Source organism: Nonomuraea sp. NPDC049152 (assembly GCF_040648355.1).
Classification (GTDB): Bacteria; Actinomycetota; Actinomycetes; order Streptosporangiales; family Streptosporangiaceae; genus Nonomuraea.
On the sequence record NZ_JBEZDO010000013.1, the window covers coordinates 111987 to 132197 of the forward strand.

At 70.2% G+C, this 20211-nt stretch carries 20 protein-coding genes; 11 read left to right on the forward strand and 9 right to left on the reverse strand.

Features of this window, described 5'->3' with window-relative positions:
* Position 1: 1 nt before the first annotated feature.
* Both AB0B45_RS24155 and AB0B45_RS24160 read left to right on the forward strand, forming a co-directional pair.
* Positions 2 to 271 carry a YciI family protein gene (locus tag AB0B45_RS24155; RefSeq protein WP_358134235.1) on the forward strand — a complete coding sequence of 90 codons (270 nt, stop codon included), beginning with the start codon at positions 2 to 4 and terminating at the stop codon, positions 269 to 271.
* A complete protein-coding gene (locus tag AB0B45_RS24160; RefSeq protein ID WP_358134237.1) occupies positions 268 to 1017 on the forward strand; it encodes a sulfite exporter TauE/SafE family protein in 750 nt (249 codons plus the stop codon). The genes AB0B45_RS24155 and AB0B45_RS24160 overlap by 4 nt, the downstream gene beginning before the upstream one ends.
* Positions 1018 to 1050: 33 nt before the next feature.
* Here AB0B45_RS24160 and AB0B45_RS24165 read toward each other — a convergent pair whose 3' ends face one another.
* The 4 genes from AB0B45_RS24165 to AB0B45_RS24180 all read right to left on the reverse strand — a co-directional run bounded on the left by AB0B45_RS24165 (position 1051) and on the right by AB0B45_RS24180 (position 5112).
* Positions 1051 to 1707 (reverse strand): cytochrome b/b6 domain-containing protein, encoded by a 657-nt coding sequence (locus tag AB0B45_RS24165; RefSeq protein WP_358134239.1) that lies wholly within the window; start codon positions 1705 to 1707, stop codon positions 1051 to 1053.
* Positions 1664 to 2314 carry a molybdopterin-dependent oxidoreductase gene (locus AB0B45_RS24170; RefSeq protein ID WP_358134241.1) on the reverse strand — a complete coding sequence of 217 codons (651 nt, stop codon included), beginning with the start codon at positions 2312 to 2314 and terminating at the stop codon, positions 1664 to 1666. The genes AB0B45_RS24165 and AB0B45_RS24170 overlap by 44 nt, the downstream gene beginning before the upstream one ends.
* 209 nt (positions 2315 to 2523) lie before the next feature.
* Positions 2524 to 4161 (reverse strand): ribosomal protection-like ABC-F family protein, encoded by a 1638-nt coding sequence (abc-f, locus tag AB0B45_RS24175; RefSeq protein ID WP_358134244.1) that lies wholly within the window; start codon positions 4159 to 4161, stop codon positions 2524 to 2526.
* A 393-nt stretch (positions 4162 to 4554) separates the two neighbouring features.
* Entirely contained in the window at positions 4555 to 5112 is a 558-nt protein-coding gene (locus tag AB0B45_RS24180) for a CGNR zinc finger domain-containing protein (protein ID WP_358134247.1), read from the reverse strand.
* Positions 5113 to 5285: 173 nt separating this feature from the next.
* Between AB0B45_RS24180 and AB0B45_RS24185 the strand changes: the two genes are divergently transcribed.
* The 5 genes from AB0B45_RS24185 to trpA all read left to right on the forward strand — a co-directional run bounded on the left by AB0B45_RS24185 (position 5286) and on the right by trpA (position 10158).
* Positions 5286 to 5891 carry a PadR family transcriptional regulator gene (locus tag AB0B45_RS24185; protein ID WP_358134250.1) on the forward strand — a complete coding sequence of 202 codons (606 nt, stop codon included), beginning with the start codon at positions 5286 to 5288 and terminating at the stop codon, positions 5889 to 5891.
* The gene (locus AB0B45_RS24190) at positions 5888 to 7228 is read left to right on the forward strand and encodes an NAD(P)/FAD-dependent oxidoreductase (protein ID WP_358134252.1); all 1341 of its coding nucleotides are present in this window, start codon (positions 5888 to 5890) and stop codon (positions 7226 to 7228) included. The genes AB0B45_RS24185 and AB0B45_RS24190 overlap by 4 nt, the downstream gene beginning before the upstream one ends.
* A 53-nt stretch (positions 7229 to 7281) precedes the next feature.
* Positions 7282 to 7491, forward strand: coding sequence for a hypothetical protein (locus tag AB0B45_RS24195; RefSeq protein ID WP_358134255.1), 210 nt, complete (start codon positions 7282 to 7284; stop codon positions 7489 to 7491).
* Positions 7492 to 8104: 613 nt separating this feature from the next.
* A complete protein-coding gene (gene trpB, locus AB0B45_RS24200; RefSeq protein ID WP_358134258.1) occupies positions 8105 to 9346 on the forward strand; it encodes a tryptophan synthase subunit beta in 1242 nt (413 codons plus the stop codon).
* Positions 9343 to 10158, forward strand: coding sequence for a tryptophan synthase subunit alpha (gene trpA / locus AB0B45_RS24205; protein WP_358134260.1), 816 nt, complete (start codon positions 9343 to 9345; stop codon positions 10156 to 10158). Before trpB ends, trpA begins: the two co-directional genes overlap by 4 nt.
* A gap of 84 nt (positions 10159 to 10242) precedes the next feature.
* Here trpA and AB0B45_RS24210 read toward each other — a convergent pair whose 3' ends face one another.
* From AB0B45_RS24210 to AB0B45_RS24220, 3 genes are all read right to left on the reverse strand, one after another.
* Positions 10243 to 10797 (reverse strand): peroxidase-related enzyme, encoded by a 555-nt coding sequence (locus tag AB0B45_RS24210; RefSeq protein ID WP_358134262.1) that lies wholly within the window; start codon positions 10795 to 10797, stop codon positions 10243 to 10245.
* Between the two features lie 22 nt (positions 10798 to 10819).
* On the reverse strand, positions 10820 to 11869 hold the full coding sequence (locus tag AB0B45_RS24215) for a cobalamin-independent methionine synthase II family protein (protein WP_358134263.1): 1050 nt from the start codon (positions 11867 to 11869) through the stop codon (positions 10820 to 10822).
* A 206-nt stretch (positions 11870 to 12075) separates the two neighbouring features.
* Positions 12076 to 13038 carry a WYL domain-containing protein gene (locus tag AB0B45_RS24220; RefSeq protein ID WP_358134266.1) on the reverse strand — a complete coding sequence of 321 codons (963 nt, stop codon included), beginning with the start codon at positions 13036 to 13038 and terminating at the stop codon, positions 12076 to 12078.
* Positions 13039 to 13108: 70 nt separating this feature from the next.
* Here AB0B45_RS24220 and AB0B45_RS24225 point away from each other — a divergent pair, with 70 nt between their 5' ends.
* The 3 genes from AB0B45_RS24225 (at position 13109) to AB0B45_RS24235 (ending at position 15058) form a co-directional block, all read left to right on the forward strand.
* Complete coding sequence (locus tag AB0B45_RS24225) at positions 13109 to 13909, forward strand: DinB family protein (RefSeq protein WP_358134269.1); 801 nt, start codon at positions 13109 to 13111, stop codon at positions 13907 to 13909.
* A 2-nt stretch (positions 13910 to 13911) separates the two neighbouring features.
* Complete coding sequence (locus AB0B45_RS24230) at positions 13912 to 14598, forward strand: alpha/beta hydrolase (RefSeq protein ID WP_358134271.1); 687 nt, start codon at positions 13912 to 13914, stop codon at positions 14596 to 14598.
* A gap of 118 nt (positions 14599 to 14716) precedes the next feature.
* Positions 14717 to 15058 carry a GNAT family N-acetyltransferase gene (locus AB0B45_RS24235; RefSeq protein WP_358134533.1) on the forward strand — a complete coding sequence of 114 codons (342 nt, stop codon included), beginning with the start codon at positions 14717 to 14719 and terminating at the stop codon, positions 15056 to 15058.
* 45 nt (positions 15059 to 15103) lie between these two features.
* Here the strand turns inward: AB0B45_RS24235 and AB0B45_RS24240 are convergent, their stop codons facing one another.
* Positions 15104 to 16150 (reverse strand): class I SAM-dependent methyltransferase, encoded by a 1047-nt coding sequence (locus tag AB0B45_RS24240; protein WP_358134274.1) that lies wholly within the window; start codon positions 16148 to 16150, stop codon positions 15104 to 15106.
* A 151-nt stretch (positions 16151 to 16301) separates the two neighbouring features.
* Here AB0B45_RS24240 and AB0B45_RS24245 point away from each other — a divergent pair, with 151 nt between their 5' ends.
* Positions 16302 to 19142, forward strand: coding sequence for a BTAD domain-containing putative transcriptional regulator (locus tag AB0B45_RS24245; RefSeq protein ID WP_358134277.1), 2841 nt, complete (start codon positions 16302 to 16304; stop codon positions 19140 to 19142).
* Here the strand turns inward: AB0B45_RS24245 and AB0B45_RS24250 are convergent.
* Positions 19129 to 19866 (reverse strand): PIG-L family deacetylase, encoded by a 738-nt coding sequence (locus tag AB0B45_RS24250; protein WP_358134279.1) that lies wholly within the window; start codon positions 19864 to 19866, stop codon positions 19129 to 19131. The genes AB0B45_RS24245 and AB0B45_RS24250 overlap by 14 nt on opposite strands.
* Positions 19867 to 20211: the final 345 nt, after the last annotated feature.

Here is a 20211-nt window from a genome sequence, read left to right on the forward strand (position 1 = left end):
CGTGATCTGCGTAGAACTCTCCTTCACCAACGACCACGCGCGTCTGGCGGCGCGACCCGCTCACCGGGAACGGTTGCGCGCGCTGCACGAGCAGGGCGCTCTGCTTCTGGCCGGCCCTTGGGAGGACGACTCGGGAGCGTTGCTGGTCTTCACCGTCGACCGTGCGCGGGTGGACCGGATCATGGCCGAGGACCCGTACTACACCACGGCGGGTGTCGACGTCGTCTCGCTGCGCGTGTGGTCTCCGTTTCTGAAGCCTGAACATAGGTGAACAGAACTGATCTGGTGATATCCGCGGGTCTTCTGGCGATGCCGGTGATCGTCGTGGTGGCGGCCTTCGCTCAGGGGATCACGGGGTTCGGGTTCGCACTGGTCGCCGCGCCCTTGCTCGCGGTGGTCGCGGGCCCCAAGGAGTCGGTGGTGGCTCTGTCTCTGATCGCCCTGCCGATGAACGCCTGGTCGTCGCTACGTCACCGCCGGGTCGCCTGCCGCGGTGTCGCGGTCCGGATGGTGGCGGCTGCCGCGGCAGTCGCGCCAGTCGGTGTGTGGTTGCTGTCGGTGCTGAGTGACCGGGTCCTGCAGGGGGTGGTCGGGGTCGTGGTCCTCTGCCTGACGGTGACCCTGATCAGGGGCGTCAGGGTCAGCAGTCGTGGAGGTCTCGTCGATCTGCTCGGCGGTGCCTGTGCGGGACTCCTGTCGACGAGCACGGGAACGAACGGGCCTCCGCTGGTGATCGCGATGCAGATACAAGGCATCTCCGGGCCTCGACTGCGAGCGACTCTCGCGTGGGTGTTCTTCGCCTGCGGGCTCGTCAGCCTGGCTCTGCTCAACGCAGCCGGGTCGGTGAGCACGGAGTCCCTGATCAGTGCCGGCATCGGCTGGCCGTTCGCCTTCGTCGGCCGTCGGATCGGCGAGCGGGTAGCCGGACTGCTGGCCCCTCGTTGGGGCGAAGGTCTCGTGGCGATCCTGCTGTTCGCCAGTGCTGCCACCGCGATCGTCACGGCGATGAAGAGCTGAGAGCGCGCCTGAGGGGTTCCGGCTCGCGCGTGCTCATCCGGAGTGGTCCTCCTCCAACCACTTGGAGTGCTCCCTCTTCGCCCAGGCCAGGTCCACGAACCCCGTACGCATCCCCCGCCGCGCATGCGAATCTCGGTACGCCAGTCGGAGGTGCCCGAGCAAGACGAGGCCGATCGCCAGCGCCGTCACGTCGTGCACGAAGATCGCGCTCGTCCGTGAGATCACCGGCAGGAGTCCGGTGAACCACATCAGCAGTCCCGTGCACATCATGATCGGCACCGCTCCCGCGATCCACCCCGCGTAGATCTTCTGCCCGGCGTTGAACTTGCCGGCGGGCCGTAGACCAGGCGAGGTCCAGCCCTTGCGGACGGCCCGCAGCCACTCCTTGTCGTACTGCGCCAATCGGTTCAGCCTGCGTAGGTCGGCGCGGAACGCGGACGAGACGAGTCCCAGGAGGAACGGCACCGGCAGCAGGATCCCCGACCACTCGTGGACGACGACGACCAGGTGGCGGCGGCCGACCAGTTGAGCCAACGGCGAGAAATACAGGCACGCCGCCGCTCCCACGCACAGCAGCATGAGCCCGGCTGTAGCGCGGTGGACAAGACGCTCGGCGCGGGTGAACCGCGCTACGCGCCGTGAGCCCTCAGACGGACCTGTCTGCCCCGTCGAGCCAGCCGTCGACGTCATAGCCGTACTCCTCCCAATAGCCAGGGACGACCTTGTCGGTCACGGAGATGCCGGAAAGCCACTTGGCCGATTTGTAGAAGTACATCGGCGCCACATAGAGCCGCGCAGGGCCGCCGTGATCGTGGGTGATCAGTTCGTCGAGCATCCTCAGAGCCACCAGCACGTCGGCACGGCGCGCCTGAGCGAGCGAGAGACTTTCGCTGTACACCCCGTCGAAGCAGGTGAAGCGGACCGCCGTACCCTCAGGTCGCACGCCCGCCGCGTCGAGGAGATGCGAGAGCAGCACCCCCTCGAAGGGCGTCTTCGGGACCCGCCAGCCGTCGGTACATTGCACATCACCGACGACCCTGGTCTGCGGCAACGCGTGCAAGGCATCGAGCGTGTACGTCGCAGGGCGGTCGACGAGTCCGTCGATCGTCAGCTGGTAGTTCGCCCTGTTCTTGCGCGGCACCGAGGCCGCCACGCTGTAATAACGGAAGCCGCCGGGATCGGGCAGCAGCCCGCTGAGCCCGGTGGGGTCGGTCCGCGAGACGGCCCCGAGGACCTTCTCCCAGCCGCCCTGCACGTAAGGCGCCGCGACGAGGCCGGCGGCACCGGCCCCGAGCATCGAGAACATCACCCGTCGCGCTATGGGTGGACCGCTTTCGGGTCCCTTTCGTGAATGAGTCACATCGCGATTCGAGCAGTCGCGATTCTCGTTGGCCAGCGATGACGGGCGACCGTAAGACTTCCGTCAGGATTGCTCCGGCCCGGCAGCCGCTTCTCCATCTGTTTGAACGGCGCCGCGGGACGGGCCTCGGCCGCCGCTTTCGCGCGTCAGACGCTGTCGAGGCCCCCGCTTTCCACCAAGCGGCCCTCGGAGAGCCGCAGCCAGCGGTCCACCCCGATCCCGACCAGGAACCGCTCGTCGTGGCTGACCACCACGAACGCGCCCTCGTACGCGCCGAGCGCGCTCTCCAACTGACCGATGCTGACCAGGTCGAGGTTGTTGGTCGGCTCGTCCAGCAGCAGGAGTTGGGGCGCCGGCTCGGCGCACAGGACGCAGGCCAGCGTGGCACGCAGCCGCTCGCCGCCGGAGAGCGTGCCCACCTGGAGGTGGGCACGGGAGCCGCGGAACAGGAAGCGGGCGAGCAGGTTCATCCGCTCGGCCTGGAGCATCTCCGGGGCGAACGCGGCGAAGTTCTCCGCCACCGTGCGCTCGGGGTCGAGCAGATCCAGCCGCTGGGACAGGTAGGCGATGCGGCCGTCGGCCCGTCTGGCCAGACCGCCTTCCGGCTCCAGGTCTCCGTTGATCATGCGTAGCAGGGAGGATTTGCCGGCACCGTTGGGCCCGGTCAGAGCGATGCGCTCGGGGCCTCGGATGGTCAGGTCGATGCCGTGCCCGGCGAAGAGGGGCCGCTCGCCGTAGCGGGCCTGCATGTGCTCGCCGAGGAAGACCGTGCGCCCGGCCGGGACGTTGGTTCCCGGCAGTTCGAGCACGATCTTCTGCTCGTCGCGCAGGGCGCGGCTCGCCTCGTCGACCCTGGTTCTGGCGTCGCTGACCCGCGCGGCGTGCGTCTGGCCCGCCCGGCCCGCCGACTCCTGGGCGCCCCGCTTCATGTTCCCTGCGAAGATGCGCGGCAGGCCGGCGTTCTTGAGGTTGCGGGCGGCATTGCTCGCCCGGCGCTCGGCGCGTTCGCGAGCCTGTTGCATCTCCCGCTTCTCGCGCTTCAGCTCTTGCTCGGCGCTGCGGACGTTCCGCTCGGCGGCCTCCTGCTCAGTGCGTACGGCCTCCTCGTACGCGGTGAAGTTCCCACCGTACGAACGGAGCTCGCCCTGGTGGAGCTCGGCGATGCGGTCCATGCGGTCGAGCAGCGCCCGGTCGTGGCTGACCAGGAGCAGGCAGCCGTTCCAGTCATCGAGCACGCCGTAGAGCTTGTCGCGCGCGTCGAGGTCGAGGTTGTTGGTCGGCTCGTCGAGCAGCAGGACGTCGGGCCGCTTGAGCAACTGCGCGGCCAGCCCGAGGGAGACGACCTGGCCGCCGCTGAGCGTGCGCAGACGGCGGTCGAAGCCGACGTCTGCGAGGCCGAGCCGGTCGAGCTGGGCGCGGGTGCGTTCCTCGATGTCCCAGTCGTTCCCGATGGTGGTGAAGTGCGCCTCGCCGGCGTCCCCGGATTCGATGGCGTCCAGCGCCCGGATCACCGGGGCGATCCCGAGGACCTCGGCCACGTTCAGCTCGCCGGTCAGGGGCAGGCTCTGCGGCAGGTAGCCGAGCACGCCCTCGACGGTGATGCTCCCGCCCGCGGGCTCGAGCTCGCCGGCGATCAGCTTGAGCAGGGTGCTCTTACCGGCGCCGTTGGGGGCGACGAGGCCCGTACGGCCGGCGCCCACGGTGAAGGACAGATCCTGGAGGACGGGGGTGTCGTCCGGCCAGGAGAAGGACAGGCTGGAACAGACGATGAACGCATCGGACATGCGGAAGACCTCATACGGAAGGCGGGCGCGCCACAGCGCCCGGCATGGTGACAGGGATTCGTGAGACGACGAGACGGCCACGGCGGCGGCGCTCTCGCGCGCCGGCCGGAGGCCGATCACCTTCCGGTATCACCCGGAGATGTCGTCGTCACCTGCCACGTCTGGTCTCCCCACCTTGAGATCACATGCGCCGTCCATCGTAGCAGCCGCCGAGTCAGCCCACGGAGAGGACGATCTTCCGGTCTCGACGCCGCTTCCGTTGAGCTCCACGCCCGCTTCGCACGACCTACTCGTCGTACGGACGGCCCGCCGGACCCGCGCCGACAAGATGACCTGTGAACTCCCATGCACGGCGGGCGAGGTCGGCCGCCGCGCCTGGCTCTGGGCGCCGCGCTATCGCGCCGTGGCCGCCTGCCCTCGCCTCTGGCGGGCCCGGTAGGCGGCCGCCTTGATCTTGTTGCCGCACGACTCCATCCCGCACCACTCCCGGCGCCGCCCCCGCGACCGATCGATGAAGATCTTGGTGCACTCGGGGTTGGCGCATTCCTTCATGAGGGGGACGTCCGGCCCGCTGAGGACCTCGATGGCATGGCGCGCCACGGTGGACAGAGCCTGCGCCGGAGTCGCCTCGATCCGCCGGCGCTCCGCGGTGAGCTGGGGAGTCGCGGGCGGCGTGCGGGCGATCTCGTTCACCAGGGCGAGCGCCGCACCGTCGTAGCCCTCGCCCGCGAGATGGGCGGTGACCAGCCGGTAGACGGCCTCCCGCACCGCCACCGCCTGGGCCAGGTCGGACTCCTTGCAGGCGGGGAGGGCGTCGACGATGCCGGACTGGAGGTACCAGGAGTCGAGCCGGGCCGGCGCGTCCAGCGTCTCGAAAGGCGCCGTGCGACGAGCCCTGACCGTGGCCGCGAAGTCGAGCGCCGGGTTGCCGCACAGGAAGACGTGTTCCACATCACCAGCTTGACAGGTGACTTGAACGGGCGCACATCTCGTCACCATCTTAACCAGTGACGAGATGCCCCCGGCCCATCGGGGTTTCCATGGCGCCGTCCTCCACTCAGTCGTAGCCGTGCTCAGTGCAGGCGATTATGTATAGTCGCCTGGCAACTAGTATCCTGGCGACTATGAGCGAGTATCACCGATCCCCTCTCGCACTGGCCGTGCTGGCGTTGCTCACCAGTGAGCCCATGCACCCGTACCGCATGCAGCAGGTCATCAAGCAGTGGGGCAAGGACCAGGTCATCAACGTCGGCTCGCGGGCGACGCTGTACAAGACCATCGACCGGCTGGTCAGAGATGGGCTGATCACGGTCCGCGAGACCGAGCGCGAGCGACTACGTCCCGAGCGGACCGTGTACGCGCTGTCGGACACGGGCCGTGAGGTTTCCCGCGGGTGGATGCGGGAGATGCTGTCTTCTCCCAAGCGCGAGTTCCCGGAGTTTCCCGCCGCCGTCTCGCTGCTCCCGCTGCTCGACCCCGACGAGACCCGGGCCGAGCTGGAGAAGCGCCACGCGCATCTGGCAGCGGACGTGGCCCGCATGGATGAGGAACTCGCCGCCTACGAAGCCGAGGGCCTGCCACGCGTGTCCCTGGTCGAACTCGAATACCTGCGGGCCATCGCCGCCACGGAGCGGGACTGGGTGGGCTCGCTCGTCGAGGACCTGCGCACGGGACGCCTGCGCTGGTCCCAACAGGAACTGCGTGAACTCATGGAGGAGGAGCCGTCGTGAAGGTGATCGTCATCGGGGCCGGAACGGGTGGGCTGTGCCTGGCTCACGGGCTCAAGCAGTCGGGCATCGACGTCGCCGTGTACGAGCGCGACCGCACGAGGCGGGACGGCCTGCAGGGCTATCGCGTCGGTATCGATCCGGACGGCAGCCGGGCACTGCACGCCTGCCTGCCCAAGGAGCTTTTCGACACCTTCGTCGCCACCTGTGCTCGTGCGCCACGCTACGGCAACATGTTGACCGAGCGGCTCACCGAGGTGCTCTCGCTCGACAGCGGACCGGTCAGCGCCGACCCGCTGAAGAGCGAGAAGTCGGTCAGCCGGATGACCATGCGGCAGGTGTTGCTGACCGGCCTGGAAGACGTGGTGCACTTCGGCAAGGTCTTCACCCGGTACACCCACGAGGACGACGGTACGGTCACGGCGCACTTCGAGGACGGGACCACGGCCACCGGCGACCTGCTCGTCGCGGCCGACGGCTCCCATTCCCGGGTGCGGCGGCAGTATCTCCCGCACGCCAGGCTGGAGGAATCGGGTCTGGTGGGTGTCACAGGAAAGCTCCTGCTGACGGAAGAGACCAGGAGACTGCTCCCGCCGAAGGCCATCGAAGGCGTCTCGATGATCTTCGCGCCCGGCGGATACAACTGCATCCTGCACGTCATGGAGTTCAAGTGGGATCACGAGGGCGAGTTGAAGAACGGCATCGGCGGCGACGACGCCGAGCTCCTGGCCGCCTGGCCGGGGCTGAACTTCGACAACACCCGCGACTACATCATGTGGGGCTTCGCGGGGGCGACGCGCAACCTTCCGGCTGACGTGCTGAGGAAGGGCGGACCCGAGCTGCATCGGATGGTGATGGAGCTGACCGGTCGCTGGCACCCCAACCTGCGCAAGCTGTTCGCGATGACCGATCCCACGACATGCTTCCCACTCTCCATCCGGACCTCCGTGCCGATCCCGCAGTGGGAGAGCAGCAATGTCACGCTTCTCGGCGACGCCATCCACACCATGACCCCGGGGCGTGGGGTGGGCGCCAACACCGCGTTGCGCGATGCCGCCCTGCTTCGCCGCAACCTCGTGGCCGTCCGCGACGGTGAGACGAGCGTGCTGGAGGCCGTCCGCGCCTACGAGACCAAGATGATCGAATACGGCTTCGACGCCGTCATGCAGTCCCGGCAGCAGATGAGCGGCGACGACCCGATCCACCGGCCCGTGCTCGGTCGGCTCATGCTGGCTGCGATGCGTACGGGCATGCGTGTCGTGAATCATCTGCCGCCGGTGAAGCGGCGTATGGCCGAGGCCCAGGCACGCTACCGAGGTGCCGACCGCGACGACTTCTAGCGGTCCCGGACAGTCGGAGAAACTGTGGCCGGCTACGGCGATCATGGGTTCAAATGATCAAGCCGAGAAACGCTCTAGCGTTCGGAGCAGCGGCGGCCTTCATCTTCGTTGGGCCCGCGACCCTGCCGCCCGAGATCACCGGCACCGACACCGTGGCCGCGGCGACCTACACCGCATCCGCCGGCGATCAACCCGGCATTGGGCACGGTTTTGGCCTGGGCGGCACCAACGCGGGCGGCGGTGGCAGCAAGAGGAATAACTAAGGAAATTCGAAACTCATGAAGAAGAAACGCAGAGGCGTCGGAGGTCATCCCTCCGGCGCCTCTTCGCCGTTGACCTCAAGTCAGTCGCAGGATGGCATCCGGAGACGATGCCGTGCTCGCTCCCCGGCCACCAGGACGACCTTCAGAGAGCTGGGGCAGGAGGGTCCGCTGTTGTCCTGGGATAGGCTTCGGACATGTCCGTTGCTGCCCGTCTCGCACCTGGTTGCCGCCCTCGTGGCTGCCGGGCGCCTGCGCGGCGGGTGCACGGCCGACGGGTCCGGTATGTGATCGGCTCCGATCCTGGTCAGGTCAACGGGATGCGATGGCTTCGCGCGCCGCGCATGGCGCAGGGCGTCTGACGGAGATCGATTCTCCTCCGCCCTCCTCTTTCCCTGACCGGCTTCTTCTCTGATCTGGCTCGGCCTCTGGTGCTGTGCCCAGACTCTCTTGCCGTTCTTCGAGCGCGTCGGGAGTAGCCCGTGCTCGCTGGTGCCGGCTGGCCGCAGGTCTGGCGGAAAGGGCTGGGGGCGCCCGCCCATCTGCGCGGAAACGCGATCCGTGATCACCGTTAGCCAGACATCCGGGGCGTCTGCCCCGGCGTAGGAGCTGTCGCATGTCCAGCGAATTCTTCATCCCGGCCCCCGAGGGCCGCGCCCCTGACGCTGAGGGCTATTTCGGCGCGTTCGGCGGCAGGTTCATCCCGGAGGCGCTCGTCGCCGCGGTGGATGAGGTCGCCGTCGAGTATGAGAAGGCCAAGACCGATCCGGAGTTCGTCGCCGAGTTGGGGGCTCTGCTCGTCGATTACACCGGGCGGCCGAGTGCTCTGACCGAGGTGCCGCGGTTCGCCGCGCACGCCGGCGGCGCCCGGGTGTTCCTCAAGCGGGAGGATCTGAACCACACGGGCTCTCACAAGGTCAACAACGTGCTCGGGCAGGCCCTGCTCGCCAAGCGGATGGGCAAGCCGCGGGTGATCGCGGAGACCGGCGCCGGCTCGCACGGCGTCGCGACGGCCACCGCCTGCGCGCTGTTCGGCCTCGAATGCGTCGTCTACATGGGAGAGATCGACATGCGGCGCCAGGCGCTGAACGTCGCCCGGATGCGGATGCTCGGCGCGAAGGTCGTCCCGGTCACGTCGGGGTCCCGCACGCTCAAGGACGCCATCAACGAGGCGTTCAGGGACTGGGTCGCCAACGTCGAGTCCACCCACTACCTGTTCGGCACCGCGGCCGGCCCGCACCCGTTCCCGGCGATGGTCCGCGACTTCCAGCGCGTCATCGGCGTCGAGGCCCGCCGCCAGATCCTGGACCGCACCGGGCGCCTGCCTGACGCGGCGATCGCGTGCGTCGGTGGCGGGTCCAACGCCCTCGGCCTGTTCCATGCCTTCCTCACGGACAGCAGTGTGCGCCTGGTCGGCTGCGAGGCCGCCGGGCATGGCGTCGAGACCGGGAAACACGCGGCGACACTGTCGGCGGGCGAGCCCGGCATCCTGCATGGCTCCCGCTCCTACGTGCTGCAGGACGAGGAGGGCCAGATCACCGAGCCGCACTCGATCTCCGCCGGGCTGGACTACCCGGGCATCGGCCCCGAGCACGCCTACCTCAACGACCTCGGCCGTGCCGAATACGTCCCGGTCAGCGATGACCAGGCGATGCAGGCGTTCCTGCTCCTGTCGCGCACCGAGGGGATCATCCCGGCGATCGAGAGCGCCCACGCCCTCGCCGGAGCCCTCGAAGTCGGCAAGGAGCTCGGCGAGGACGGGCTGATCCTGGTCAACCTGTCCGGCCGCGGCGACAAGGACATGGACACCGCCGCCCGCTACTTCGGGCTGTACGACACCGACGGGGAGTCGAAGTGAGTGGCAACATCCAGCTGTTGAACGACACCCTCGCCCAGGCCAGGGCCGAGGGCCGGGCCGCGCTCCTCGCCTACCTCCCCGCCGGTTTCCCGACCGTCGACGGCGGCATCGCAGCGGTCGAGACGGTCCTTGAGTCCGGCGCCGACATCGTCGAGGTCGGACTGCCGCACAGCGACCCGGTCCTGGACGGCCCCGTCATCCAGACCGCCGACGACATCGCCCTGCGCGGCGGCCTCAAAATCGCCGACGTCATTCGCACCGTCCGCCAAGCGCACGCCGCCACGGGCAAGCCCGTTGTGGTCATGTCGTACTGGAACCCGATCTCCCGCTACGGCATCGAACGCTTCGCCACCGAACTCGCTGACGCCGGCGGCGCCGGCTGCATCCTGCCCGACCTTCCCGTCCAGGAATCCGCCGCATGGCGCGAACACGCCGACAAGCAAGGCCTGGCCACCATCTTCGTCGTCGCGCCCAGCACCAAGGACGAGCGGCTGAAGCAGATCACCGCAGCCGGATCCGGATTCGTGTACGCCGCCTCCCTCATGGGCGTCACCGGCGCCCGCGACACCGTCGGCACCGCCGCCGCCGACCTCGTGCGGCGCACCAGAGCGGTGACCGACCTCCCGGTCTGCGTCGGCATCGGTGTATCCGTCCACGAGCAGGCCGCCGAGATCGCCGGCTTCGCCGACGGCGTGATCGTCGGCTCGGCCCTCGTCAAGGCCCTCCTCGATGCCCCCGACCAGGCTGCTGGACTCGCGGCCATCCGTGCCCTCACCGCCGAACTCGCGCAGGGCGTCCGCAGGGGAAGGTAGCGGCGGGCCGGCCGGAACAGGCCGAAAGCGCACCCCGTACGCGACGGATGAACGTGGGAGACACCGGTCTCCCACGTTCATATGTCAGGTCGCCGGTTCCAACAGCGCGGCGAGGTAGCCACCGGCCACGATGCGGCCGGCAGCCTGTTGGTAGGCGGCAGGGTCGTCGGGGGTGACGGTGGCCAGTCCGTCGACGTAGCGGTTGTACATGCAGAACGCGGCCGCGATGAGCACGGTGTCGTGGATCTCGACGTCGCTGGCGCCGGCCTCCCTGGCGGCCTCGATCTGCGTTGCCTGGACCTCGCGGCCGCCGCGCTGGACCGCGGACGCGACGGCCAGCAGTACCCGCAGCTTGTGGGAGATCGGAGCGGTGGCCGGGTCGGCGCGGACCTGGTCGATCAGTGCCATCCCTTCGGGCAGTTGCGCCGCCGCGAACGCCGCGTGCGAGCTGGTACAGAACTGGCAGTCGTTGAGCGCGGAGACGTAGGCGGCGATCAGCTCGCGTTCGCCCCGCGTCAGCGCGCTGGGGCCGCGCAGCAGGACCTCGGCCAGTTCGCTGAGCGGTCGCGCCGTCTCGGGCCGGAACGCGAACAGGGAGAGGATTCCGGGCAGGTCGGTGTTCAGACGGATGTGCGGCATGGCTGGCTCCTTGGTTCGGGGGTCAGACGCCCAGCTCGGCCGCGGCCAGGGCGGTGCCCTCCAGCCGCGCCCTGATCTTGGCGAACGCCACCTCTCGGGAGGTGGAGGTGTCGTCGGCGAACGGGGAGAACCCACAGTCGTCGCAGGTTCCCAGGCGGTCGAGAGGCAGGTGACGGACCGCGGCGACCACGCGGTCGCGTACCTGCACGGGGGTTTCCACGTGCGGATCGATCGGGTCGATCACGCCGATGAAGATCCGCGCGGTGGCGGGCAGGTGCTCGGCGATGACGGCCAGAACCTTGTCGGGCTCGGGTTCGCCGGCCAGTTGGACGTAGAAGTTGCCGGCCTTGAGCTGGAACAGGTGGGGCAGCAGGCCGGCGTAGTCCACATCGGCGCTGTGGGTGGAGTCCTGGTCGCCGCCCGGGCAGGTGTGCACCCCGATCCGCGACCGCTCCTCGGGGGAGAACCGTTCCAGCACCCGGTTGTTCAGCGCGACGAACTCCTCCAGCACGCCGCCGCTGGGGTCGAGCTTGAGCGACAGCCGCCCCTCGGTGAAGTCGAGCTGGACGACGTGCGCTCCGGCGTCCAGACAGCCACGAATGTCGGCCTCGGCCTCGTCGGCCAGGTCGTCCAGGAAGCGCTCGCGCGGATAGCCGTCTATGCCGGTGGCGGGGTAGAGCAGGCTGAGCGCGGACGGCGCGATGACCGCCTGCTTGACCGGGACAGTCGCGTGCCGCCGGGCGGCACGCAGGTACTGCTCGGCGCGTACGGCATAGCGGAACGGCCCCGCGGTCAACCGGGGTAGCTGCCGGGTGTGCCCGTCCGCGAACGGGATCACGACCCCGTCGGGAGCCAGGTGCGCCAGGCCCGCGATCGGGTAGGTGGCGAAGCTCGGCTTGGACTGCTCACCGTCGGTGACGACCGGCGAACCGGTCTGCTCCATGCGCGCGATCGTGTCCCGCACGGCCGATTCCTGGGCGCGCGCCAGCTCGGCGGCGTCCGCGGAGCGCATGGCGGCCAGGATCTCGGGGGAACGGGGGATGCTGCCGATTGGCTCGGTCGGGATGCCCATGACGCGACCGTAGATCGCTCCTCGTAATGGGTCAACGACCCCAAGTGACCACCCCGGCCGGCGTAACCACCTGGGCATGACGCCCGGCACGCCCGCCGGCGTCGTCGCGTCCTTGCGGTCGAGCGCGGAAGCCGTGGATCTCCACGACCTCCCGGTGAACCATCAACTGGAGTCGCCGGCAAGCGGGAACCTGGACGCTGCCCTGGTCAGAGTTGGTCCGTCAGGGCGGCGGCGAAACGCGAAGCGACCGTCGCGACCGCCGCACGGAGTTCCTGCCCGCCTTCGACGCGGAAGGCGAACGGCACGCTCGCCAACCACTCCTGCGCGTACATCGCCGGATTGCTCGTGCTGCCGACGAGCACGCACCCGTCTCCCGATGGTTCAAGCCGTCCCATGGGAGGCCGGACCCAGGGCGCCACCTCAGCCACTGGAGCGTCGAACACAACGCGAGTGGGGAACTCCCACCCGGTGCTCAGGTTCTCCTCCAGCGCTGCCACCGGGTCGAGGCCGTCGGGCGGCTCGAACTCGTGCGCGGTCTGCTGGAGCGCGCGGATCCGATCGACCCGGTAGGTGCGGATCGCGTCCGCACGATGGGAGTAACACAGGAGGTACCAGCGCCCGTGGCGGACGACGACCGCCCAGGGATCCACGTCGGCCGCCCACTCGTTGCCGGACTCGCTTCGATACGTCACCAGCACGCGACGTCGGCCGGCGATGGCGGCGACGAGTGCGCTGACGGTGGCGGGATCTGGACGGGCCGAGTACCGGTCGGGCGCGGCCGAGGCGTGCTCTCGCAGCGCGGCCGCTTGCCTGCCGACGTTCTCGGGAAGTGCCCGGATGACCTTGCGCAGGGCGGAACCGACGAGGTCGTCGACGTCGGCGGCGGCCGGCCGGCCGTCGAGCACCGCCATGACCAGGCTCAGCGCCTCGGGCTCCGTGAAGGCGACCGGAGGCAGCCTTGTCCCGCGACCGAGCCGGTACCCGCCATAGGGGCCCCGGGCCGACTCGACGGGGATGCCCGCCTCTCGGAGGATCCCGACATACCGACGCGCGGCCCGCTCCGTGACGCCCAAACAGGCGGCGAGTTCGACGGCCGTCACGCCGGGGCGGGTCTGGAGGATCTCCATGGCACGCAGAGCTCGTGCGGTGGGGCTGAGATCGGTCGGCACACGAGCAGATTAGGTGGTCATGAGATAAACCGGAAGTAGATCGTCCGGAATTGGTTCTAGCGTGATGTCCATGACCAAGTTCCGCCGGCAGGACCTCACCGGAGCTTGCCTCGAGCGCGTGAGCCTCCGTGGCGCCACCTTCACGCAGGTGTTCCTCAATGACGCCCGCATGCACGCCGTGGACTTCACCGGGGCGCGGGTCCGCGGCGCCGTGTTCAACGGGAGCCGCCTGCGCGGCGTCGAGCTGGTCGACGTCGAGATCAGCGGCGAGCTGAAGAACGTCGTCGTGAACGGCGTCGACATCGCGCCGCTCGTCGACGCCGAACTGAACCGTCGCATGCCCGAGCGGGCGAGGATGCGCCCCGACGACGCCGACGGGTTCCGTGAGGCGTGGGCGATCCTGGAGCGGCTGTGGGAAGGCACCGTCGCGCGTGCGAGGGCGTTCCCCGAAGCGGCGCTTCACCGCAGCGTCGACGACGAGTGGTCGTTCACGCAGACCCTGCGGCACCTCAACTTCGCCGGCGCGGCCTGGGTGGGCCGGATGATCCTTGGCAACGCCTCGCCATGGCACCAGTGGGACCTGCCGTGGGACGAGGCGCCCGGGTGGGACGGTATCCCGTGGGACCGCGAGGCCCGACCCTCGCTCGACGAGGTGCTCACGGTCCGACGCGAACGTCAGGCGATGGTCCGCCACGTCATGGAGTCACTGACCGACGAGCAGCTCGCCTCCGAGGTGACTCGCACCGAGCCCGGCTGGCCCCGGACGGAGAACTTCCCCTTCAAGAAATGTCTCCGCATCGTCCTCAACGAGGAATGGGAACACCGGCTCTATGCCGAACGGGATCTGACCTCACTGGAGAAAGAGTACTGATCATGGACATCCTGCTCATTGCCGGCCTGTGGCTCGACGGATCCGCGTGGGACGACGTCGTGCCCACGCTCGAGGCACTCGGCCACCGCCCCGTGCCGCTCACCCTCCCCGGTCAGGGTGACGGATCTGCCTCAGCCACGCTCGGCGACCAGGTGGCAGCGGTGGTCGCCGCCGTGGACTCAGCGTCCGAGAAGCTCATGGTGGTGGGGCATTCCGCCGCCTGCTCCCTGGCTTGGCTGGCCGCCGACGCGCGACCGGAGCAGATCGCCAAAGTCGTCCTCATCGGCGGCTTCCCGTCCGCCGACGGGGAGTCCTACGCCGACTTCTTCGATGCGAAGGACGGCGTCATGCCCTTCCCCGGCTGGGGCCCGTTCGAGGGGCCTGACTCTGCTGACCTTGACGAGGAGGCCAAGCGAATCATCGCGTCTGCGGCGATCCCCGTCCCCGAGGGAGTGTCCAAGGGCGTGGTGCGCCTGACGGACGAGCGACGGTTCGACGTCCCGATCGTACTCTTGTGCCCCGAATTCACCCCCGCCCAGGCTCAGGAGTGGATCAATGCCGGTGATGTGCCCGAGCTCGCCAAGGCCAAGCACCTTGATTTCGTCGACATCGACTCGGGCCATTGGCCCATGGTCAGCAAGCCGATCGAACTCGCCCGGCTCCTGGCCGCAGCGGCTGTCGAGGCCTGACGAGGATGTCGTACACGATCCGGTCCCTGGACGCCTCTACGTGGGCTGCCTTCGCGGAGCTCGTCGAGCGCAACAACGGGATCTTCGGCGGGTGCTGGTGCATCGGTTACCACCCGGAGTGCGGCCAGAAGGGGATCAGCCATCGCGCGGTCAAGGAGGGCGCGAGTACCAGAAGAAGGCGCCACCTCGTCCGGACTGGCGGATCACCTGCTTCTACGTCGACAGGAGACATCGCGGCCTGGGCATCGCCCGGGTGGCGCTGGAAGGCGCGCTCGACCAGATCGCCCATGCCGGCGGCGGCCTCGTCGAGGCCATCTCCGAGGTGACCACCGGCCGCGAGGCGCCGAGCCGTTTCCTGTTCAGCGCGACCGTCGAACTCCTGGAGCAGTTCCGATTCACCCGCGGCCGGCAGGTCGGCAAGCACGCGTGGATTGTGAGCAGGGTGGTCGATCCGGTGTGAGCGTCCGCTACCAGGCCGCTGAAGTCGCGGGGCTGGCCCGCTGCCTCACGGCCTGATCTCGTACACCAGGTTGAACGGAGTCTGCGCGGCCCGGCGGAACCGGGTGAAGCCCGCCTGCGTCGCCACCTGGCGGATCGCGGCCTCACCCGCCTGCGCGCCCAGCGCGTGGCCGCCCGGCTGGGAAAGACCGTTGGGCACGCACAGGAACGTGGAGGCGCTGTAGTACAGCCGCCCCACCGGGGTGAAGTTCTCCTCGATCTTGTCGGAGGCGAACGGTTCCACCAGCAGCCACGTGCCGTCGGCGGCCAGCGCCTGCCGTACCCGCCTGGCCGCCCCTAGCGGGTCGCCCATGTCGTGCAGGGAGTCGAACATCATCACCAGGTCGTAGCCGGTGCCGGTGAAGGTCTGCGCGGTGGCCACCTCGAAAGCGACGCGGTCGGCGAGCCCGGCCTCCGTGGCCTGCTTGCGCGCCAGTTCGATCGACGCGGTGTGGTAGTCGGAGCCGGTCACCGTGGTAAGCGGGTAGGCCTCCGCCAGGAGCCTCGAGGAGGAGCCGAGACCACAGCCGACGTCGGCGACCCGGACCCCGGCGACCAGCTTCGCCTCGACCCCGTCCAGGGCGGGGATCCAGCTCGGGATCAGCTGCGCGACGTAGCCGGGCCGGAAGAACGCGTCACAGCCGACGAAGACGTCCTCCTCGTGCTCGTGCCAGCCGACGCCGTCACCGGTGCGGAACGCCTCGGTGATGCGCGGCTCCGCGCGCAGCATGCCCAAGGCGATGAGGAAGGCCGCCGGCACGTTGGGCCCGTCCGGGTCGGCCAGGCAGAACGCCTGCTCCTCGGTCAGCCGGAAACGGCCTGTCTCCGGCCGGTAGCTGACGTATCCGCCGGCGGCCTGACCGCGCAGCCACTCGGTGAGATAGCGCGGGTGGCACCCGGTGCGCTCGGCGAACTCCTCGGGCGTCGCGGGCCCCTGCGCCAGCGCGCGATAGAGGCCGAGCCGCTGGCCGATCACGACCGAGCCGGCGGCGTCGGTCGCCGCCAGGTCGGCCACGAACCTGCCCATGAACTCCGTCACCTTGTCCTGGTCCATTTCCTGTCTCCCTTTCCCTTGACCCGGCTCGTGCCGGTCATCACGGAAAGGGTCGGCGCGCGGCCTTTCACGGCCCTCGCACCGGCTATCTTCGTGCTAACAGGCTGACATCTGTCCTGGTCGCGGGACATGCCGGCCACGGGGAGGTGCCATGTCAGTCCGGCGCGCGCCGCCGGTCCGGGTGGAGGTGCTCGGACCGCTGCGGCTCCTGGTCGACGGGACCCCGGTGGAGGTGCCGGGCCCGAAGCGGCGTGCGGTGCTCGCGCTGCTGGCGCTCGCCGAGGGCCACACCGTGACGGTCGACCACCTCGTCGACGCGCTGTGGCCGTCGGAGGTGCCCGAGTCGGGGCGTCAGGCGCTGCACAACCACGTCTCCCGGCTGCGTGGGCACCTCGGTCCTGCGACCGCCCGGCTGGAGCGGCGGCATGACGGCTACCGGCTCGACCTCGAGCCCGACGAACTGGACCTGGCGCAGGCGCGCACACTGCTCGCCACGGCCCGCACGACCGCGCCGCGGGACCCGGCCGGCGCGCTCGCCCTGCTGCGGCGGGCGCACGGGCTGTGGCGCGGTCCCGTGCTGGCCGACCTCACCGACATCGTGCCCATCGCCACCGCGGTCGAGGAGTGCGCGCAACTGCACCGCGAGATGACCGACGCCCTGATCGACAGCGCCGTCGCCGCGGGACAGGCGGACGGCGTCCTCGGCCTGGCCGCCGCCTCGTCAGCCGCCGACCCGCTGCGGGAGCCCGCCGTTCTGCTGCTCATGCGGGCGCTGGCGGCGACCGGGCAGGCGCCGAAAGCCCTGTGCGCCGGACGCGACTACCGTCACCGGCTGGTCGAGGAGACCGGCCTCGACCCTTCACCGGCGCTGGACGAGCTCGAACGCGACATCGTCGGCGGGGCCACCGCCGAGCCACCCGGCCGACCCGAAGCGCCCGCCCGGCCGGTGACCCGGCTGATCGGCCGTCAACAGCAGGTCGCCGCCCTGCGCCGGCTGCTGGAGGCCGAACGGCTGGTCACGCTCCTCGGACCCGGCGGCGTCGGCAAGACCCGGGTCGCCCAGGAGGTGGCCCGGCAGAGCGGCGGAGCCACCGTGCTGCTGCTCGCACCGCTCACCGATCCCGCCGCCCTCCCGCATGCGCTGGCGGCGGCCCTGAACCTGAAGGTCGTCCAGGGCGACGTCCTGTCGGCGTGCGTCGCGCTGCTGGGCGACCGCCCCGGCCTGCTGGTGATCGACAACTGCGAGCATGTGCTGGACGGCGTCCGGGATCTGGTCGGCGTGATCCTGTCCTCGTGTCCCGGCCTGTCCCTGCTGGCCACCAGCCGCGAACCGCTCGGCCTGACCGTCGAATACGCCGAACGGCTGGCGCCGCTCGCGCTGCCCGGCCCCGACGAGGACCCATCGCGGGTCGCGTCCGTGGCGCTGTTCCTGGATCGGGCCGGCCGGGTCCGCCCCGGCCCGCCACCGACGCCGGCGGATCTGGACACGGTCGCCGACATCGTGCGCCGCCTCGACGGGATGCCGCTGGCCATCGAGCTGGCCGCCGGCAGGCTGTCGACGTTCTCCCTCACCGACCTGCGCGGCCGCCTCGACCGCTCGCTCGACCTGCTCGGCGGCGGCAGGCCCAGCGCCGACTCCCGGCACCGGACGCTGCGCGCGACCCTCGAGTGGTCCTACCGGCTCCTCACGGCTGACGAACGACGGCTGTTCCGGCATCTGGCGGTCTTCGCCGACGGCGTCGACCTCGACACCGCCGAACGGCTGGCCGCCGACCTGGCCCTGGATGGCGACCCTGGAAGCGTCCTGGCCCGCCTCGTCGACGCCTCCATGATCGACGCCCAGTTCGACGACGGCACCAGGTACCGCATGCTGGAGACGCTGCGGGCGTTCGGGCTGGACCGGCTCGCGGCCGCCGGCGAGGACCAGGCCGCGGCCGAGCGCATGCTGCGGTGGGCGGTCGAGCTCACCGCATGGATCAACGCCGCCATGACCACCGACCGGGAGCCCGAGGCCGACGCCGTCCTGCGCCGGGAGCTGCCGAACCTGCGGGCCGCATGGCGGCTGGCCCGCAGCCGGGGGTCTCTGGAGGAGGCCACGGCGATGCTCGTCGCGCTGTTCGACGCGGTCACCTACCGCGACCTCGTCGAGATCCGGGACTGGGCGGAGGAACTGGCCGGTGACCCCGCGCTGGCCGGCCACCCGCGTGCGGCCGCCGTGCTCGGAACGGCGGCCGAAGCGGTCTACCACCGCGGTGACTACCGCAGGGCCGACCGGCTGGCCCGTGCCGGGCTGGAGAAGGCGAGCTGCGGCGCCGGGTCATGGCACTGCCTGAGCGTGCTGTCGGTGGCCGAGCTGGCCCGTGGCGCCTACGACGAGGTCGTCGAGCACTCCCTGGCAGCGGCCGTCCTGGCCGGCCAGGGGCGGGAGAACCTCGGGATCGCCGCCCTCGCGACGGCCTACGCGGGCGATCTGGACGAGGCACGCAAGCTGAACGACCGGCAGTCGGCCGTCGCGGCATCGCCCACGATCGCCTCGTGGGGCGCCTACGTCGCCGGGGAGATCGAGAGCCGGGCCGGCAACAACGAGCAGGCCGAGCGGCACTACCTCCGGGCCATCGAGCTGGCCCGCACCTCCGGCGCGACCTTCCTCGTCGGCGTCGCGACCGTCGGGCTCCTTTCGGTGCGCGCCACCGCCGGCCGCGTCCACGAGGCGCTGGGCGGCTACCGCGAGGTCATCGAGTACTTCGCCCGCAACGGCAACTGGACTCACCTGTGGGTCACTCTGCGCAACCTCGCCGACCTGCTGCGCCGCCTCGGCGACGGCGAGCCTGCGGCGCTGATCGACGCCGCGGCCGACCAGGCTCCCGACGCTCCCGACGCGGGCCGCCGTGGCGGGGCCGAGCCGCCCGGGAACCCCGCTCAGGCAACCGACAGGATCGCCGTCCTGGAGGTGGCTCGTCAGGCGATCGAGCGGAACCTCACCCGCTCGTGACGGCCGCGGGGAGCAGGCGCTCGACGAACGACTCGTCGCCGACCCACGCCGTGTAGCGGTCGACGCCCATCCGGGCGATGAGCTCGGCCGTCTGGCTCTCCTGCGCCGCCAGGGCACGGACCTTGCGGGTCGCGGTCTCGGTGCCGAGCACCAGGTCGACGGCCAGCCGATGGGCGGGAGTCATGATCGGATATCCCGGAGGGAAGACGCCCAGGCTGTCGTTGAGCGCGCTCCAGCGCGGTGCCCGCCGTTCGGCGAAGGCGGCGTACAGCAGCCGGGCCCAGGACGGGGCCGCGCGGTCGAACGCCGCGGTCGCCCAGGCCGAGATCGCTCGATGGTCGGGGTGACCGGTGATGCCGTCCGGGCCGAAGGTCAGCACGCTGTCAGGGCGCACCCGGTCGATCACCTCACACAGGGGCGCGACCGCGTCGGACTGGGCGACCGCCGCGCATCGACCGTCGCGGTGGTCCAGCCAGCGATGCTCGGTGACTCCGAGGATCTCCAGGCAGCGCGCCAGCTCGCCGGTGCGAGCCGCGGCCAGCCGATGCGGCGGCCACTCCTCCGGGTGGGCGGTGCCGAGCTCGCCGCGGGTCGCGGTCACGCACACCACCCGCGATCCCCTGTCACGAGCCATCGCCATCAGACCGCCGGACAGGTAGGCCTCGTCGTCCGGGTGCGCCCAGATGCCCAGGATGGTGCCCAGCCGGCCCACGTCCTCGATCATGACCGAACCTCTTCCCTGGTGAGGAGTCCGTGCACGGGCAGCCCTGGGCCGCAGCAGGCGACGGCGAGCATCCACAGCCGGCCGGCTCCCACCGTGTCGACCACCAGACCACCGAGCAGCGCGCCGGCCGCCGACCCGAGGTGGACCGCGCAACTGCGCCGGCCCCTCCCTCAGGCCGATCAGGCGGTCGCTCCCGTCGAGGTACGCCGGTGGTCCAGTCCAGCGTCGCCGCCATCTCGTGCCTCCTCCGTGCCGCCGAGCGATCCGATCCTCGGCCCACGGCCTCGCACGGCACTACGACGGCACTACCACGGCACTCTCACCCCACCCGGTCCCCGATCTGCC